Genomic DNA, 19189 nt, shown 5'->3' on the forward strand with positions numbered 1-19189 from the left:
TCCGTCCAAATATTATTTTTAAAACAAACCAATGAAACATTTACACATTATCAACGCCCATCAATATTATCAAGGCATTTCCGAAGGAAAACTGACCAAAACCTTGGCAGAAACCACCAAGACTTTCTGTGAAGATCACGGATATACCTATTCCGAAACCATAATTGAGGATGGGTATGACCCTGCGGAGGAAGTGGAAAAATATGTAAAGGCGGATTATATTGTATTGCATACGCCCGTCTATTGGTTCAATACGCCGTGGATCCATAAAAAATACGTGGACGAGGTCTTCAATACCGGGTTGGCTTTGGGTAAATTGTTGAAAGATGATGGACGTACCCGAAAGGATCCCTCCAAAAATTATGGCACTGGCGGGCTGATGCAGGGAAGAAAAATGACCATGGTAACTTCATGGAATGCCCCGGAAGAATTTTCTGCGAACAAAGATCAATATTTGTTGAGTGGTAAGACCGCGGACGATGTACTGTACAATGTAGGAGTCAATTATCGATTTTGCGGATATGAGGTACTGCCCAATTTTCATTGTTTCAATGTGATCAAAGATCCACAAATTGAGATGTATCTTCGCGAATACAGAAATCATCTCGAAAACATCATAAAATAGATAACCATTTACAACAGCATCATGAAAGTATATGTAATTGCCATCATTACCAGTAAACCGGAATACATGGGTGAGGTTAAAAATGCCTTGGTAGAGCTTATGGAGGAAACCCATAAGGAAGAAGCCTGTATTCAATATGACCTTCATCGGGACAAAGAGGATGAAAACCGATTCATCTTTTATGAGATTTGGGAAGATCAAGAAGGTTTGGACAAGCATAATGGACAGCCCCATATCAAAAAATTCCAGGCTTTTGCCAACGGAAAACTGCAGGAAGCCCCAATGGTCATCAAGGCAAACAAGGTTTAGTTTTACCAACAATCCTTTTCTAATGGGTGACCCGATATTGGGTCACCTATTATTTTTTTGAACTCCACGTCATAAAAACCTCCCATCATGCCCTCCAAGTTGAACGTTTTAAATACCCGTTCGTATACCGATGTAAAAAGGTTGCCCTCCAAGTACAAAAAGAAGGCGACCATCATTTCCTTTTTAATGATACCCTTGTCAGGTTTCGTTACGGATATTTATGCGCCATCCATGCCCACCATGGCTACGGAACTACACCAATCCGAATCCTCCATCCAGTTGACACTGACCTTGTTTCTATTGAGCTATGCGATAGTACAATTTTTTGCGGGAAGCATTATGGACAGCTATGGCAGGTATCGGATTACCATTTTGGCCCTCTGTCTGTTTATATTGAGCAATATTGTAATTGCTGTTTCTACCAGCATAGAACCCATTTACGCCATGCGAGTGCTGCAAGGGGTGGCCATAGGCTGTATCGGGGTTTCCAAGCGTAGTTTTTTTGTGGATGTACACGATGGTGAGGCCCGTAAAAACTATCTCAGTATCATGTCCATTGTTTGGTCCATTGCACCGATTATCGCCCCTTTTATTGGGGGTTACCTTCAGCATTATTTTAATTGGCAGGCCAGTTTTTATGTCCTTGCCGGGTATGCCACCCTTTTGTTGATTTTGGAACTTTTCTTTTCAGGGGAAACTGTTCGTGAGTTTAGGCCTTTCAATAGAGCCACGATCATTAAGGATTATGGCATCATGTTGCGGACACCGATGTTCGTGTTCGGGGTAATCTGTAGCGGGCTTTGTTACGGGACCATTATGGTTTTCAATCTATCTGGGGCTTTTATTATCGAACATGGAATGGGATTTCCTCCTTTAGTGGCCGGATATGCTTCTTTGGCCATGGGAATCGCTTGGTTGAGCGGTGGGTTTATTGGTAAGGCGCTCATCAACAAACCTTTTATTCCCAAACTTCGTGTGGCCAGCCTGTTGGGAATAGGAGTGACCCTGCTGATGATTTTCAGTGCAAATGGGTTGGAAAATATCTATACCATGCTATTTTTTGCCTTTTTGGTACATGTTGGGGTGGGCTTTATCTTCAACAATTACTTTGCCTATTGTATTGGCAGATTTCCTAAGATGGCCGGAATATCCGGAGGATTCATAGGAGGATCCGCTTTTTTTCTTACATCCATTTCAAGCTACGCCATTGTAGGTGCAGTGCATCCAAGTTCACAGATTGGATTGGGAATAAGTTATTTAAGCTTGGGATTGCTCATTTTGATCATTGTCCAGTTTTTAATAAAGCCCGAAAAAGTCATTTCTGAATAAGGAGTTAATAATTGCATACAGCTCGATCAGATGCTGTAGTTTTGCACCATGTTAGCGGAAATTATAGCCATGTACAAGGATTGGGGGAGGTTGCTCTACGATTACCTCCTAAAAGCAGGGATGGGGGAAGGATTGGCTTCCTATATCAACTTGTTGATATTGTTGTTGGGGGTTTTGATCGTGGCCTTCGTGCTCGACCTGATTTTATGGAAGGTGTTGCGTTCGGTTTCCATCCGGTTGGCTCGTAAGTCGAAGAATAACTTTGACAATTTTTTGGTGATGCACCAAGTGCCCCGCTACGTGGCACATATATTTCCATTGGTGCTTCTACTGGAGTTTGTCCCCATTGCCTTCATGGATTTCGACTATGCGGGGACCATTGCGTTGAAGACCATCAAAATTCTTTTTGTATTCCTTACCCTGGTCATTTTTAGAAAATTCTTCAAAAGTACCAACGGCTATTTAAAAACATTGCCAAGGTTCAAGGATAAGCCCATCGACAGCTATGTTCAGGTGTTCATGATCTTTGCTTGGGTAGTGGGTATCCTTACCATATTTGCTATTGTGACCGAGACCACGGTCTGGAAGTTTTTTACGGCATTGGGCGCCGCCTCGGCCATCATATTGCTCATCTTTAAGGATTCTATTTTGGGGCTGGTGGCCAGTATTCAAGTTACCATCAACGATATGGTACGGATAGGGGATTGGATAACCTTTGAAAAGTACGGTGCGGATGGGGATGTGATCGAAATTTCCTTGGCCACGGTAAAGGTCCAGAATTTTGACAAGACCATTACCACCATCCCTACCTACGCTTTGATTTCGGATTCCTTCAAAAACTGGAGAGGGATGCAGGTATCGGGTGGAAGACGTATCAAGCGGGCTTTGATCATCCGTCAAAAAAGCATACGGTTTTTGACCGAGAAAGATCTTGAGGCCTTGAAGAAAATCCAACTGGTGGAATCGTACATCAACACCAGAAGCGAACAGATCAATACCTACAACAGGGACAATAATATTGACAAAGGACTATTGGTGAACGGCCGTAACCTTACCAATTTTGGGGTATTCCGGAAATATGTCACCAATTATCTCCAGAACCACTCTGCCATCAACAAGAACATGACCTTGATGGTACGGCAATTGGAACCTACCCCAAAGGGCATTCCTTTGGAAATCTATGCCTTTAGCTCCGATAAGCGTTGGGAGAACTACGAATATGTCATGGCCGATATCTTTGATCATTTACTGGCCGCCTTACCTTATTTTTCCTTGGAAGTTTTTGAATTTCCCACCTCCCTGACCATGGATACGTCCGAACATTGATTTTGGCCTTTTAGTTGGTTTTTTTATTGCCTTTCCCGAAGGAAAGCTGAAGTACATATGGGTTAATCCATAATTATTGATGGGACATACCAAGAAAAATCTAAAAGTTGTTCCTTAGGAACAAAAGGGACAAATCTTGAAGGATTAAAGCCGTATTTTTGGAGAATACCAAACCAATAACATTATGAATCGCAGCATTTCCCTTAAATCAATTTTTTATTTCACCATCACAGTATTGACCAGTCACCTTGTGGCGGCCCAAGATTGGAACGGATATACAACTTCCTCTTTCCAAGACCAAGAAAAAATGGAGGCCATGTTGCTCCAGAGCATGGATTTTCCCAGTTATAGAGAACATTTGAAAAAATTAACGGAAAGGCCCCATATTGCCGGTACACCCGCCAATGAAAAAGTAGCCGATTATATGGCAAAGGTCATGGAAGGAGCTGGGATGAAGGTGGATCTCTATCCCTATGACATTTATATGTCCACAGATGGGGGAACGTCCAGTATTGATCTCGTCACCCCAATTAGATTGCCCCTCAACCAGCAGGAGTACATCATGCCTGAAGACCCTTTTTCTTCAGACCTTACTTTGGGTAAAGGATGGAATGCCTATTCAGGAAGTGGGGATGTGACCTCTACCGTTGTCTATGCCAATTATGGCACCAAGGAAGATTTTGAAAAGCTCACGGAAATGGGCATCGAGATCAAGGGAAAAATTGTAATCGCCCGTTATGGAGGAAACTTTAGGGGATACAAGGCCAAGTTCGCCGAGCAATATGGCGCGGCAGGATTGATCATCTATACCGATCCGGCCGATAGTGGATATATGAAAGGGTTAGTGTATCCGAACGGGGTGTATTATGATGAAAGTGCCATACAAAGAGGTTCACTCTTGACCACCGATTATGAAGGGGACCCATTGACTCCTTTTGAACCTTCCCTACCATTGGATGGTAAAAAGAAGATTAAGCGGATGGACCCGTCCGAAGCCAGTTTGCATACTATTCCTGTTCTTCCTATTGCCTATGGTGCAGCCAAGGAGATTTTTGCAAGGATGAACGGAAAAGTGGTTCCTTCGGGTTGGCAAGGTGGCTTGCCGTATACCTATCGTTTGGAAGGTGGAAAAGAGTTTACCGTTCGGGTACAGGTAGATCAGAAAAAGGATTTTACACGGATCAATAATGTGGTGGGAACTTTTAAAGGTACCGAATATCCAGATGAATGGATTATCTTGGGCTGCCACTACGACGCCTGGGCCTTTGGGGCCACCGACCCGAACAGTGGTACGGCCATGCTTTTGTCCTTGAGCGAAGCTTTGGGCAAGATGGTGAAAGAAGGTCATTCCCCCAAACGATCCATACTTATTGCCCATTGGGATGCCGAGGAGCACGGTGTGATTGGATCATCGGAATGGGTAGAGCAAATGCGCGATGCATTGGGCGCCAAAGCGGTTGCCTATCTCAATTTTGATGGGGGTGTTTCCGGTAAAAATTTCGGGGCAGCTTCTTCCCCCACTTTAAAAGGTCTGGTGACCGAAATGGCCCAAAAAGTGGATTACCCTTATACCGACAAAACGCTCTATGATCAATGGAGGGGGACAAAGGAAACACCATCCATAGGAAACCTTGGAGGAGGTTCCGACCATATCGGTTTTTATATGCATGTGGGTGTTCCTTCCCTAAGCGGCGGGTCCCACGGGCCTACCCTGTACCATACCAATTATGACGACTTCCATTTTTATGAGACCTATGTGGATCCAGAATTTAAAATGGGGGGGACCATTGGGCAATGGGCCGGCTTAATGGCGCTGAGAATGGCCAATGCAGAAGTGATTCCCTATGATATAAAACGGTATGCCACCGACCTAAAAGGTCATTTTGAAAATGCCATCAAAAAAATACAGCAGTTCGATAGTGGGTTTAAAGGTTTTGAAAAGGTCGATAAAGCCATTGCTGTCTTGGAAAAGAACACAACTGTCTTGGATGCAGCCTTGTCCAAAGCTCTGAGCGGGGATAAATTGTCCAAAAAGCAGCTTACAAGTATCAACCAGCAACTGATTGCCTTGGAGAAAAGTTTTATTGATGAAAAGGGGATGTATTACGGTTCTTGGTATAAATCCTTGTATGCCTCTACAGACCCATTTAGTGGGTACGCCTCTTGGATCCTACCGGGATTGGAATATGAAATATCGCTTACTTCCACCGATAGGTTAGAGGAATGGGACCAGCGTTATGCCGCGGCAATCGAATCCTTGGCCAACAAAATATTGGTATTGGCAAACAGTTTGCCCTAAAAGACTTTATAGATATGTAATAGAAAGCAGGCCGAAAGGCCTGCTTTTTTATCTGTGACCGTTGGGTTTTACTCAATATTGCTGAAGTATAATCTTGTTGGCAGTTTCAAATAGTTGGTCATTATAAAATGACAGTGGTGCAGATTATGTCCTACAGTCATAAAACCAAGTGCTCGTGGTGTGAAATTGACTTTGTTTGCCTTTCCTTTAAAATCCAACATGTCATCCGTCATGTTTTTAAAAAGTGCTATGGTGGACCTCCTGACACATTCATATTCCTCTTTTAAATTGGATAGGTTTAGGTGTATCGATTTTAGGTTTTCGATGTATTGGTTCTCGTCAAAACCCGGAAGCTCGGTAGAGTCAAACCTCGAAAACCGTAAAGCCCGATATGTATATACCCTCTCGCAATCGATGACATGCCGGATGACCTCTTTTATGGTCCACTTGCTGGGTGTATAAGCGTAATTTTCGGTATCAGGTGTTATGAGATGGAATAACTCCTGTGTAAAAATTCTACTTTTTTCAAGTTCGTTCAACAGATCATCAGTCTGAACCAAGTCAAAAAAGGAATGACAATATGCAGGAGCATCCCTGTAGTAGGTTTTATTGGGCATTATCTATTTAACAATTGATTTTCATGATTATACACAATAATTTTAGACATGGGAAGTCGGGGTCGTTTTATTTATTTTTTGCAATCCTGAATCCAAATCCGTCATTTCGTGTATCAGGAGGGGATTGGTATCTGACTTCTGGCATATGAATGCCATATTCCAAAGGTTTTCCATTGGCATCTTGTGTTTCGTAATACCAACTCACCCCTTTTGAAATTTTATATGCACCTTCCGGTGGCCCTTGCGGGTTTGTTTTGTTGACCAAACTATCTTTTTCTGGATTGTACCAATCAAAAACCCATTCCCCTACATTTCCGGTCATATCATAAATACCAAGTTCGTTTGGCTTGAGTAGACCTACCTTGTGAAAAGTACTATCCGAGTTTTCCCGGACCCAGCCCACTTCCGTTGGATCATTACTCCCGCTATATGTAAAACCTTTACTTTTTTGCCCGCCTTTTGCAGCGTATTCCCATTCTGCTTCCGTCGGTAATCTTCCTCCGGCCCATTTGGCAAATTCGTTTGCTTCATCCCAAGTTGCCAACATGGGTTTTTCATCTTCCCATTGATAAAACACTTTTTTTCCATAAGCATTTTCAATGGGTGCTTCCGGCATGCTTCTTCCGGTGCTTTTACAAAACTCTTTGAACTGTTCCACTGTGATCTCGTATTTACTGATGTAGAAATCGCTAATTTCCACAAATCGATGGGGGCTGGTGAAACCTGTAATGGTATCTCCTTTTGGGCTGATGATGATTTGGTTCTTGCCTTGTTCAAAGGTTCCACCTTTTACAAAAACCCATTCGATTTCCGTATCGTTCTGGTTTTGCTTGCAAGAAAGGAAAACCAGAATTTCTAGTACCAGTAAAGCTTGTTTTTTGATCATTTTTTGATTTTTGTTTGGTTTAATAACATGGGTTCAAGGGAGAATCATTGGAAAGATGTTTAGCTGCCATAATTAAAACTTAGTCATGTATTCTAACAAATTCAATGTCCTTTAAATTTTGACCGGACACCTTAAATTTAACGATCTTACCTTGCGTGTTCCTTATAAAATCCAATTTTCCAAAAAAGGATTTCCTGGAATAAAAACTATCCTTAGCGAGTGGTTGGAGTACTATGTCTTCATCTGAACAATGTTTTGCCATCAATACTGCGTCTTGGATGACCAATTCAAAAATGGAGTTCAATTCCTCATTTTTATATAAGCCTGTAAAGTCGGTAAACTTTACCTCTTCAGGTCGAATCGTTTCCAAGGTTATTTTTTCACAATCGTATTTGAAATCGGCAATATGAAAAATGAAACCGTTTTTATAAAAGGAAAGTTTAGCGGTTGGGATATAGGGAAATAGGAATTCACCATCACCTATCACAGGAAGAGGGGCTTTATCCTTGGTTCCATAGGATTGGAAATAGAGTGTGTCCGATTCGGCAATAATGTTGTAATAAGTTCCTGGAAACATCTCATAAGTACCTTCAAATGATTTTAACTCCCTTTCGGTATAATGTGTTTTCTTGGGGGGCAAGGGTTCTTTTAAATGGTCTTTGAGGAATGTATCCACTATTTGGTAGACAACCTCAAGTGGCGTAAAGTCATTGTTGTTTCCAAGGATGACAACTGAAAATTGAAATTTTGGAACGTGCAGAATATATGAACGATATCCCGAATCGCCACCTCCATGAAAAACCAAATTCAGGCCTTTATAATTTTTGAATTCCAACCCTAAGCCATATTGAACCACTTTGCCTGAATTGAGTTTAGTTGGTTTTTGCATCTCCTGAAAAATCTCTTTGGCTTCAGGGGACGGGTTTTGGAACATAGATGCCCATTTACCCATATCGTTAATTGTAGTACTTATCCCAGTGGAACCGTTGGATTTTAAATTAAAGGGGTAATTAACGTAGGTCCCATGTTCCAACTTGTATGAATGCGCCTTGTTTTTCACAATAAGCGCTGGACTGTCTACAGCATTACTCCGCATCATTCCAGATGGTTCAAAAACTTTGTCTTTTAGTGCCTGCTGAAATGATTTTTCTTCAACACGTTCTATAATTTCTGCCAGTAGAGCAAGACCTGTGTTATTGTATTCATATTTTTCTCCCGGTTTAAAATTAGTCGTCTTAATGTTCAATAGCATTTTTATTGCCTCTTTATGTGTCATTCGATCTTGAGGTCCAATCCCGATCAGATGGGCCAATTCATTCAAATTAGGTAGGCCATGGGTATGGTTGGCCAATTGGTAAAGATTTATTTTGAACGGAAGATCCTTCAATTCTGGCAGGTACTTCCGTATGTCGTCACTCATTGATAGCTTACCCTCTTTCTCCAATAAAAGGGCCAGAAAAGCTGTAAATTGTTTGGAGACCGACGCAATATGAAAGGCTGTTGAGTCGGAAATGGAAATCTCCTGTTCAAGATCGGCCATACCAATTTGATTTTTATATATGGTTTTCTCCTCTTTTATGATGGCAACCGCAATGCCTGGTTTTTTTTGATCATAGTGACTGCCAAGGATTGAATCGACTTGGCGAAATTCTTTTTGGTAATTTTTTTGCGCCAAGAAATTTTGAAAGGATAGGCCAAAAAGAAATAGAAGTAAGATTGCTTTTCTCATGATGTACAATGATGAATATGACCCAAACATAGAGGTCGTTTTTCATAAAAGTGTCCGAATAAGAAAGTCGGACTAAATATTGTACTGTGTGAGTGATGGTTTATTGTGAGAGGGCCGCTTTTCTGTTGGCTGTTGGGGTTTGATGGGTAATTTTCTTAAAGGCGGTGTAAAAGGAAGATTTCGAATTGAAACCAACCTGGTAGATAACCTCTAAAATGGTGAGTTTTCTATTATCCGGATTTTCAAGGATTTCTTTGGCCTTATCAATTCGGTACTCGTTTATAAAATCAAAGAAGTGTTTGCCCAAGTGATGGTTGATTAAAATCGACAGGTCTCTATCGGGTATTTGCAAATGGGAAGCCAGCTTTTCCAAGGTAAGCTCGAAATCGAGATACGGTTTCTCGTTTTCCATGAAGTGTAGCAATTTTTGGATAGCTTCAAGGGTTTCGTCGTCCTTTTCCGTCTCGGTTTCTTTTTCCCTTAAGATGGAATGAACCGGAACAAGTCCCGTTTTAATGCCAGTGAAAAGTTGAGGGTTGTACAAAGCGGTCAAAACAAACCAGCAAATGATGAATAGGGCCACAATACTGATGATAATATATAGGACCTGGATCAAGTTGCCTTCACTTCCCAAAAATAAAGCTCCCATTTTCAGCAATACAAAAACATGGGCAAAACAGAAAAATAGGGTTACTTGAAACAACCATTGATACCCGGTACGATCGGCATTGGAATAATTCTCCAGATAAAGGGTCTTATATCTTTTTAGGGCATGAAAAACAGCGAAGATATAGCTAAAGTATTGCACTTCTACAACGATACTGAAATAGAAGAGACTCCGCTCGGAAATGGATGTGATTTTAAAGACCAGCACAAAAAGCAAAAACAACCCCCCGTGTAACCAATGCTTAGGTTTTATCCTGAAATCTGAGTAACAGACCGAGAGCACATAAAAATAGAACAGGGGCATCTGTAACAGTGTGGAAGAAGTTTTCAGTATCCTGAAATTGGGATGCTCCATAAAAAAGCCAATGAGGAACAGTCCCGATAAATCCAAGGCGGTAACCAGCAGAAATATGGCAAAGATGCGATTGGCCATTTTCTTCTCGCTTTTGACAGTGAACAAGAAAAATGAAAATAGCACCATCAAAAAAAAGATGATTTTTCCCAAACTGGCGATAAGTTCCAAACTACTCATGCTGTCTATCCACAATTATTTGGTCTTTATAAATGTAGGTGTTTTTGGATGAAAGCAAGATTGGCCTTCATTATCAATGCTGTTATTTTTGACGGATGTGTTATATGTTCATCAAAAATCCGTTGAGGTTTTCTTTTCTGCCCAACCCCAGCTTTTTTCTCAATCTGTAACGGGCCAACTCCACACCTCCATTGGAAATGTTCATCACCTCCGCAATCTCCTTGGTGGACATATTCATCAACAAATAAGTTGAAAGATCGAGTTCCCTAGGGGAAATATCAGGATATTGTTCCTTGAGTCTCTTTAAGAAATCAAAATGTACATTCTTGATGTGTTTTTCAAGATCGTTCCAACTGTTACTATTGATTTCTTTCGTGATGCTTTTCTTTAGGGTGCTCAGTTGAGCCTTACTTTCATCATTCATGGATTCGGTGTCCATCTCTTTCAATTTTTGAATGATGTTGCTCAAGATTTTGTTCTTTTTCACTACCTGAAGTGAATTGTTCACCAATTCCTTATCCTTTGCCAGAATTTTGGTCTTTAATCGATCCCTATTGAGTTTTTGTATTTTCTTTTCCAATCGGTATTGTTCCATTCTAATTTTGGACTCTTTTTCAAGGTACAGCCTTCGCTGCTCAATGGTCTCATAATATCGGTTCTTTCTTATCTTGGCCCTTACCTGTAGCCGTATCAGATATACAATCAGGCAGGCCAGCATAAAATACCCGATATAGGCAACAATATGTCTGTACCAAGGTGGATTAACAGTGAAGACCAAGGTTGCCGGTTCCGATTCCAGGCCATAATTGTTTTTTTCCTTTACCCTCATGGTATAGGTACCTTCTTTAAGATTAGTATATTCCTTGATCGACTGTTTGGACCAATGGCTCCATTGCAAGTCAAAAGGTTCTAGTTGATAGGAATATTGTATGTTGTCCGCGTTCTCGAAATCAGGAGAGGAAAAAGTAAACTTTACATTGTTGTTCGCATATGGTAGCTCTAGGTCGGCCGGTTTTTCCTGTGGATTGCCCTGTACTATGGTTTCATCGCCATAAGAAAAGGTTCTTATAAAAACCTTGGGTTTGGTGAGGTTATCGCTTGAAAATCCTGAGTCATAATGAGCCAGTCCATTGATCATGCCAATGAAAATGTTATGGGGGTCGATTGTATTCACGGATAGATAGTTGTAAACAAAATTGCCTTTAAGGATGGAGAAGGGCTCCATAACATTGGTGTAACTACCATCCCTAGTTTTCATTAGAACACCTAGGGATTCCGATTCGTTGTAGGAATACCAAAGGTTTCCGTATGAATCTTGGGATATGGAATTGATAGGAGGTACTTCTTTGAAGAGTTCGCTTAATCCGGTCTCTTCCCTAAAAGAATCAAAGTTTTTGGAATAGGTATAAAAATGGTTATTGGCAACAAAGTACAAGGTGTTGTTGATTTTTTGAAGTGTGCTTACTCCATTGCCATCACTGTCCAGTGTGGCAAACTTATTTCTTACGGTGAATTCCTCAAGATTGTCCGAGAATTCAAGTTGATATAAAAGCTGATCGCGGAGCATCCATAGATAGCCAGATTCGAGATCAAAGTCTTTTGAACTGTTGTAAAATCCCTGTACCCTATTTTTAAAGGCAAAACCACTTGGGGTTATCTCAAAGATGGTAAAGCCACCATAATTGGAACCGATAAAAAGATTTGGGTGCTCGGGAATTTTTTTAAAGCCAAAATACCCTGTATGGTCCAGGATACGATCCACCTTACCTTCTTTAATGACCAATGCCCCTTTGTTGTTGGCGCAGATAAGCTCATCGGATATTACTTGGATATTCCAAGATTGGGCTGCTGTCCCTTCAACCAGTTTGAATGAATCGTCGGTGAAATTGCCTTGCAAACGATGATAAAAGACCCCTTGGTTAGTGGCCACATATAAGATTCCATTATGGGTTATTGAGGCATAAACGGAACTTAAATTAAGACTGGAACTGAAATAGGTGAATGGAGAATTGATATTCAAATAGGAAATCCCGTTATCGAGACCCAACCAAAGATTGTTGGAACTATCAATGAACGAACTCAGGACGGTATTGTTTTTTAAACCCTTTTTCAGGTCTACATGTTGAATGATCTCCCCTTTTCTATTGCAGATGATGATTCCTCCTAAAACGGAATTCAGCACAAATGTATTGGAGTTGACCATGACCCCGCCCAGGGAACTGTTCTTTTTAATGAATTCATTGGCCTCGGTATCCCAAGGCACGACATGGCGACCATCATAGACAAAAAGACCGGCCTCCAAAGTGGCAATGAGTAATGTATCCGTTTCAAAGGGAAAAATCCCCCATATTTCGTAACCATTCAACGCCGTTGTTCCAGCTAGGGGAACCATATCCCCATTTTTGTATTGAACAATGCCTTTGGTGATATCCTGGAAATATATTTTATCCTCTACCTTGAATGAAAATTGAAACCTTCCCTCAACTGGTATTACGGTAATGGATTCGTCTTTTAATATGTAAGCCGCGGTGAAAGATTGGAATATCACTTCGTCATTGAGCAAATGGATTTTCCAGATAAAATCAGTGGACTTATAGCGATCACCTCGAATTTTGGGAATCAATGAAACATAATCCAGATTCCCCTTCTCGTCTGACTCAAAATATCCAAACTCATTATAAGCACCTACATAGATCCTCCCGGAAATGGAATCGAACTTTACCGATCTAATATTTGTGGAGTTGGGAATTCGGTAGGTACGCCAGGTGGAACCATCATATTGTAGAAGACCATTGTTATTGGCAAAGTACACATTTCCATTGGAGTCTTGGTGTATGTCCCAGTTCTGGGTTCCACTCTGATATTCGGTTTTCGTGAAGTTCTTGATGTTGGGCAGACCCGTTCCCTTCATCTGACCATGGGTAATTGTTGTAAAAAAGAACGACAATAGCAAAAGTTTTACCGGCTTATCTATTCGGTTGGTAAAGGTTATTGTTATGTATGAAAATGGTTGGGTTATCATCCGAAAATGCTTTCAAAATCAATAGATGCCAAGTTTTTTATGAACTGGGAACGGCAATTTATGGATTGTTGTGTTTTTTGCAAAAGTGAGTTCGCTAAAAGTAAGTATTTATAATTTTTAAATTGTTGATAATCAATATTTAAATATTTTTTTTGATGTGTTTTTGTAAATATTTTTTGCCATATTGATGTGTTTTTGTAGTGGAATATGATTGTGATATCGATAAAATCATACCTAATATCGTTGTCAAATGCACATTTTTTTAACAGTAATTAACTTAAACTAACAAACACATGAAGCTAACTAAGTCATTTGTGCTGTGTGCTTTATCCTTAATGCTATCCATGTATGTACAGGCCCAGAACATCACTGTTCGTGGTATGGTCAAGGATGATGGTGGTGTCCCGCTCCCAGGGGCATCTGTAATAATCAAAAACACAGATAAGGGAACTTCTACAGATTTTGATGGCAATTTTGAAATTGAAGCACCCTCGGATGGGATTTTGGTTTTCAGTTACATTGGCTATGTGCCAGTGGAAGAATCGGTCAATGGTAGATCACAAATTTCGGTCACCTTGAATTCCGATGTAAATCTTTTGGATGAAATTGTAGTGGTCGGTTATGGTACCCAGAAGAAAAGCGTCGTGACCGGTGCGATTTCAGGGGTAAAGGAATCCGACTTGCAAGATTTGCCCATCAATAGGGTAGAACAATCCCTCCAGGGTAGGGCATCTGGGATTACCATAGCGGCCAATTCCGGACAACCGGGGTCTTCGTCCACCATTCGGGTAAGAGGTGTAACAACCTTGAACAACAACGAGCCTTTATGGGTTGTAGACGGGGTAATTGTTGATGCGGGTGGAATTGGGTATTTGAATCAATCCGATATCGCCTCCATTGAGGTATTAAAAGATGCAGCTTCTGCGGCTATTTATGGATCGCGGGCTGCCGCCGGGGTAATTTTGGTTACTACAAAAAGCGGTAAATCTGGTAAATTGAGTGTCAATTACAGCGGCTACACGGGTATGTCGGCACCGGCAAGAAAGCTGGATTTGCTCAATGCTACACAGTATGCGTCGCTCAGGAACGAAGCATCTGTTGCTGGAGGCGGGGGTATACTTTTCCCAAATCCAGAATCATATGGAAAGGGAACGGATTGGCAAGAACTTATTTTTAACAATAGCGCCAAACGGGAAAACCATGAGGTCAGCATAAGTGGTGGCAATGAAAAATCTACTTTTTATGCCTCTTTTGGATACTTGGATCAAGAAGGTATCGTAGTGTCAGACATATCCCATTACATTAGGAAGAACTTCCGGTTGAATTCGACCCACAAAATCAATGACTATTTGAGATTTGGTCAAACCTTTGGATATTCCAATGAAAAAAATGCGGCCATTGATGGGAATACTTTCTACGGAGGGCCATTGTCCTCTGCGGTCAACCTGGATCCCATTACTCCCGATATAGAAACTGACCCTGCCGTTCTCAGTGGCGTTCCCTATGTGGATGATACCGGTAGCTTAAGACCCGACCTGATTTTGGCACCTAATGGTTATCCCTATGGGATATCTACATTGGTGGGTCAGGAAATGACGAATCCGTTGGCTTTTACCAAAACAAGATTGGGTAACCACACTTGGGCGGATAACTTTGTAGGGAATGCCTATGTGGAAGTGGAGCCCATCAAGAATTTGAGGGTAAGGAGTACCTTTGGAGGTAAATTGGCCTATTGGGGCGGACAGTCCTTTAACCCAGTGGCCTTTTTAACATCTTCCTTTGTTACCTCTCAGAACAGTCTTTCCAGAAATACCAATAAGGGTTTTGGTTGGAACATAGAGAATACTGCATCTTATACCAAGGAAATAGGGGAACATGATTTCACCGCACTTTTGGGACAGGGTGTTTATGTGGACAACATCACCGAAGGGCAGTCCATTACCTACAACAATATTCCGGTTAACAATTATAAGGATGCCTCTTTCAATTTTGATATTCCTACCGAGCAGATCAATGCAAATGCATCCACGGGGGTAATCCACAAGGTCACTTCGCTTTTCGCAAGGTTGAACTATGCCTATAAGGAAAAATATTTGTTTACAGGTATTGTAAGGAGGGATGGTTCCAGTCGCTTTGGATCTAACAACAAGTTTGGGGTGTTCCCATCCTTCTCATTAGGTTGGGTAGCGGACAGGGAAAACTTCTGGCCGGAGAATGAAATAGTGAACCAATTGAAAATCAGAGGTAGCTACGGGGTTACCGGTAGTGACCAGATTGGGGATTTCAGGTATTTATCCACCATAGGTGATGGTAGAAACTATGCAGTTGGTACTGGGGGATCCGTTACCATTGGCAACAGCCCTGATGCACCTGCCAACCCAGACTTGAAATGGGAGGAGACCAGCCAGACCAATATTGGTTTCGATGCTACACTTTTCCACGGATTGAGCCTTACATTCGATTGGTATCTGAAAAAAACAACAGGTATTTTAAGGGATGTCCCACTACCTGGTTACGTTGGGGCCACAGGAAGTCCTGCCGGCAACGTGGCCGATATGGAAAACAGGGGGATAGACTTGGGAATGTCCTATAACAAGGATTTTGGTGATTTTGGATTTTCATTGAGTGGAAACGTTTCCACAGTGGACAATGAGGTAACCTTCTTGGGTGCCGGAGTAGACTTTTTATCAGGAGGTACAACGGTTCAGGCCAGTACTTTCCCCATTACCCGTACACAGGTAGGACAACCCGTAAATTCCTTTTACGGCTTTGTGACCGATGGTATTTTCCAAAATCAAGCGGAAATAGATGCTTATGCCAATGGTGAAGGGGTGCCCATGCAGCCTAATGCCAAGCCAGGTGATTTTAGATGGAAAGATGTTGACGGGGATGGTACCATTACTGACAACGACAGGGATTTCTTGGGAAGCTCCATTCCCAAGGTTACTTTTGGTATTAACCTAAACCTGAACTATAAAAGCTTTGATCTTTTGGTGTTTGCCCAAGGTGCTGCAGGGAACAAGATCTTTCAGGCCTTGCGCAGATTGGACATCGGAAGTGCAAACTATCAGACCTCTGCGTTGGGAAGATGGACAGGGGAAGGAACCTCCAATTCGTTCCCTAGACTTACTACCAACGATACCAATAAAAACTTTACAAATCCATCGGATTTTTATTTGGAAGATGGGGACTACTTAAGGTTCAAAACCATCCAATTTGGATACACCTTCCCACAGGATGTAATGGAGAAAGTGGGGATATCAAAATTAAGGCTGTACATCACAGGGGAGAATCTGATAACCTTCACTCGATACACTGGCTTTGATCCTGAAATAGGTGGAGATGTACTGGGAATAGACAGAGGATATTATCCACAGGCCAGATCGGGAATGTTGGGCGTTAATTTACAATTCTAAAAAAAATATCATGAAACTGAGAAACATAAATTATTTGGTTTTTGGTTCAATAATGGCTCTGGCATTTACCTCTTGTAGTAAAGAGTATTTGGATGTGGAGCCCAAAGGGACCTACTTGGAAGAAAATTATTATAGCAATGAGACCCAGGCCTATTCCGGTTTGATCGCCATCTATGATGTTTTGGGAAAGGAATCCAGGGGATTTGAAAATATGGTGACCATGATGAACGCAGGTTCAGATGATCACTATGCAGGTGGGGGAGGTCCAGATGATGGTGCCGGGATCCATGCGTTCTCCAATTATTCGATTACAGCCTCCACTATTCCTGCGAGTTATTGGGGAGACTACTACCAGGGAATTTTTAGGGCCAATGTGCTAATTTCTAAACTCCCCGATATTCCAATGGGAGAAGCAAACAGGGCAAGGTTCACGGCAGAGGCCAAGGCGCTTCGGGGTTACTTTTATTTTCAATTGGTGCGTATGTTCGGAAATATACCATTGATTGTCGATCCCCTTCCCACTGCGGATATCTACAACGTGGAACAGGCATCCAAGGAAGCGGTATATGCCCAAATAGAAACCGATTTGGAAGATGCGAAGAGCAGCTTGCCGGATATGGTAAATCTTACCACAGAAGCAGGCCGTTTTAGCAAAGGTGCTGTTCAGGCTCTATTGGGCAAGGTGTACCTTTATGATGGAAAAAATGCCCAGGCGGCTGATGAGCTTGCCGAGGTGAATGGAACACCAGGGGGAACCAGCAAATATGGATACAGGTTGTTGGATAATTTTGCCGACCTGTGGGATTTTCAAAACACGTTCAACTCAGAATCCATATTGGAAACGACCAATACCAACCAAAGTAATGCGGATTGGGGTTTTTGGGGTTCTGGTGCCGATGAAGGCAACAGTATCAACATCATGGTTGGGCCACGTAGTTACGTAAGAAGTTCAGGGTCAACCGCTCCTGATTTTGCTCCTGGTTGGAGCTTCAATGTGTTTACCCAAGGTTTCTATGATTTGATCAAGGACGACCCTAGGTTCGATGCAACCGTTGCTGATTTGAAAGCGTATGAAGAGGCGGACGAAATTGAATACCTGCACGGGGATCAGGACACGGGCTACTATCTAAGGAAATTCATGCCCTTGAACAGCGATGCCACAACAGGGGGCGGCGTTAAGGAACTCAATTACCAACAACATGTTTATATGATCCGTTTGGCGGACACTTATTTACTTGAGGCCGAAGCCTTAGGAGGATCTGGTGTAAGAGCGCAAGCCTTGTTGGATGCCGTAAGGGCACGGGTTGGATTGCCCTCCGTTCCGGTATCGACCCAGGCCATATGGAACGAACGCCGTTTGGAATTGGCGGGAGAAGGACATAGGTGGTTTGATTTGGTAAGAACTGGAAATGCTGCCTCAGCACTTTCTAACAGAGGTTTTACAGCGGGAAAAAATGAAGTGCTGCCCATACCATTACGGGAAATGGAGAATACTTTGATTGTCCAAAACCCTAACTATTGATAAACGATAAAAATAGATTTGTCATGATATTTAAGAAAACTAAATATAGATCGGTTGTACTTGGAGTGCTGGGCATGGTTATGCTGGCTGGTTGCCAACCAGAGGATTCTTTTGAGAACAATGGGCTGACCGACCCGAATTTGGATGCTTCTTTCACCATTACACCGGTGAGTGGAACAGCGAACAGGTATGTTTTGGAGGCACAAAACTTAAATTATATTTTCTCAAAATGGGATATCGGTGAAGGTATCTACCAAGGAAAATCAACAGAGGAGATTTTTTTACCCGATGCCGGCACCTATAACATAACCCACATAGCCATTGGTAGGGGAGGAGAGAGCAAAAGCGCTTCCCAAGAATTGGTGGTTCCAGAATCGGACCCTAATGCAGGTAACCTTGTGGTCGGTGGTAAGTTTGAAACAGACGAGGATATTGCCCAATGGACCATTCTGAATATCAGTGCATCAGGAGCCAGTTGGACGTTTGATTCAGGTTCGGCTACCATAACAGCAAGTGATTGGAACCAACAAGGGATCTTTCAGGCCATCGAAGTACAGGGTGGTAAAAACTACGCTGTGGATATGAATGTCCAAGGGGAAGGTTCCGTTGATACTTGGTTTGAAGTATATGTTTCCACTACAGCCCCTGTTCAGCTTAACGATTATTCCGCTGATGGTACCAGAATTGGGTTGAATACTTGGAATGGTTGTGGGGGGACCCCATTCAGTGGCAAGCTGTCTCAACTTAGCTGTGCAGGGAGTGGCAATGTGGTAAGCTTTGACGAGGATACCACCATTTATTTGGTAATAAAATGTGGCGGAGGAAACGTTGGAGCCATAACCATTGATAACGTAGAGTTAAGGGGAACCAATTAAAAGAAAGTTAGTTAATTTAGTTTTGAGTTAGATTTT

General features: G+C 42.0%; 13 protein-coding genes. 8 read left to right on the forward strand and 5 right to left on the reverse strand.

Features of this window, described 5'->3' with window-relative positions; all coding sequences use genetic code 11:
* Positions 1-31: 31 nt before the first annotated feature.
* The 5 genes from D2U88_RS19075 (at position 32) to D2U88_RS19095 (ending at position 5888) form a co-directional block, all read left to right on the forward strand.
* Positions 32-625 (forward strand): NAD(P)H-dependent oxidoreductase, encoded by a 594-nt coding sequence (locus tag D2U88_RS19075; protein ID WP_119642144.1) that lies wholly within the window; start codon positions 32-34, stop codon positions 623-625.
* Positions 626-646: 21 nt separating this feature from the next.
* Entirely contained in the window at positions 647-934 is a 288-nt protein-coding gene (locus D2U88_RS19080; RefSeq protein ID WP_119642146.1) for a putative quinol monooxygenase, read from the forward strand.
* A gap of 87 nt (positions 935-1021) precedes the next feature.
* Positions 1022-2263, forward strand: coding sequence for an MFS transporter (locus tag D2U88_RS19085; protein ID WP_119642148.1), 1242 nt, complete (start codon positions 1022-1024; stop codon positions 2261-2263).
* Between the two features lie 69 nt (positions 2264-2332).
* A complete protein-coding gene (locus tag D2U88_RS19090; RefSeq protein ID WP_119642274.1) occupies positions 2333-3589 on the forward strand; it encodes a mechanosensitive ion channel family protein in 1257 nt (418 codons plus the stop codon).
* A gap of 184 nt (positions 3590-3773) precedes the next feature.
* Positions 3774-5888 carry a M28 family peptidase gene (locus tag D2U88_RS19095; protein WP_182859226.1) on the forward strand — a complete coding sequence of 705 codons (2115 nt, stop codon included), beginning with the start codon at positions 3774-3776 and terminating at the stop codon, positions 5886-5888.
* Positions 5889-5956: 68 nt separating this feature from the next.
* Here the strand turns inward: D2U88_RS19095 and D2U88_RS19100 are convergent, their stop codons facing one another.
* From D2U88_RS19100 to D2U88_RS19120, 5 genes are all read right to left on the reverse strand, one after another.
* The gene (locus tag D2U88_RS19100) at positions 5957-6505 is read right to left on the reverse strand and encodes a DinB family protein (RefSeq protein WP_119642150.1); all 549 of its coding nucleotides are present in this window, start codon (positions 6503-6505) and stop codon (positions 5957-5959) included.
* 67 nt (positions 6506-6572) lie between these two features.
* Entirely contained in the window at positions 6573-7391 is an 819-nt protein-coding gene (locus D2U88_RS19105; RefSeq protein ID WP_119642152.1) for a formylglycine-generating enzyme family protein, read from the reverse strand.
* Between the two features lie 79 nt (positions 7392-7470).
* Positions 7471-9150 carry a serine hydrolase domain-containing protein gene (locus D2U88_RS19110; RefSeq protein ID WP_119642154.1) on the reverse strand — a complete coding sequence of 560 codons (1680 nt, stop codon included), beginning with the start codon at positions 9148-9150 and terminating at the stop codon, positions 7471-7473.
* 70 nt (positions 9151-9220) lie between these two features.
* Entirely contained in the window at positions 9221-10318 is a 1098-nt protein-coding gene (locus D2U88_RS19115; RefSeq protein ID WP_119642156.1) for a helix-turn-helix domain-containing protein, read from the reverse strand.
* A 100-nt stretch (positions 10319-10418) separates the two neighbouring features.
* The gene (locus tag D2U88_RS19120) at positions 10419-13265 is read right to left on the reverse strand and encodes a triple tyrosine motif-containing protein (protein WP_235855833.1); all 2847 of its coding nucleotides are present in this window, start codon (positions 13263-13265) and stop codon (positions 10419-10421) included.
* Positions 13266-13633: 368 nt separating this feature from the next.
* On the opposite strand from D2U88_RS19120, the gene D2U88_RS19125 reads away from it, so the two are divergent.
* From D2U88_RS19125 to D2U88_RS19135, 3 genes are read left to right on the forward strand one after another with little or no spacing between them, the layout of a single operon-like run.
* Positions 13634-16756, forward strand: a complete 3123-nt coding sequence (locus D2U88_RS19125) for a SusC/RagA family TonB-linked outer membrane protein (RefSeq protein ID WP_119642160.1) — start codon at positions 13634-13636, stop codon at positions 16754-16756.
* Between the two features lie 10 nt (positions 16757-16766).
* Positions 16767-18278 carry a RagB/SusD family nutrient uptake outer membrane protein gene (locus D2U88_RS19130; protein ID WP_119642162.1) on the forward strand — a complete coding sequence of 504 codons (1512 nt, stop codon included), beginning with the start codon at positions 16767-16769 and terminating at the stop codon, positions 18276-18278.
* A 23-nt stretch (positions 18279-18301) separates the two neighbouring features.
* Positions 18302-19153, forward strand: coding sequence for a hypothetical protein (locus tag D2U88_RS19135; protein WP_147378623.1), 852 nt, complete (start codon positions 18302-18304; stop codon positions 19151-19153).
* The last annotated feature ends 36 nt before the right edge of the window (positions 19154-19189 follow it).

The organism is Flagellimonas aequoris (assembly GCF_003584165.1).
Taxonomy (GTDB): domain Bacteria; phylum Bacteroidota; class Bacteroidia; order Flavobacteriales; family Flavobacteriaceae; genus Flagellimonas; species Flagellimonas aequoris.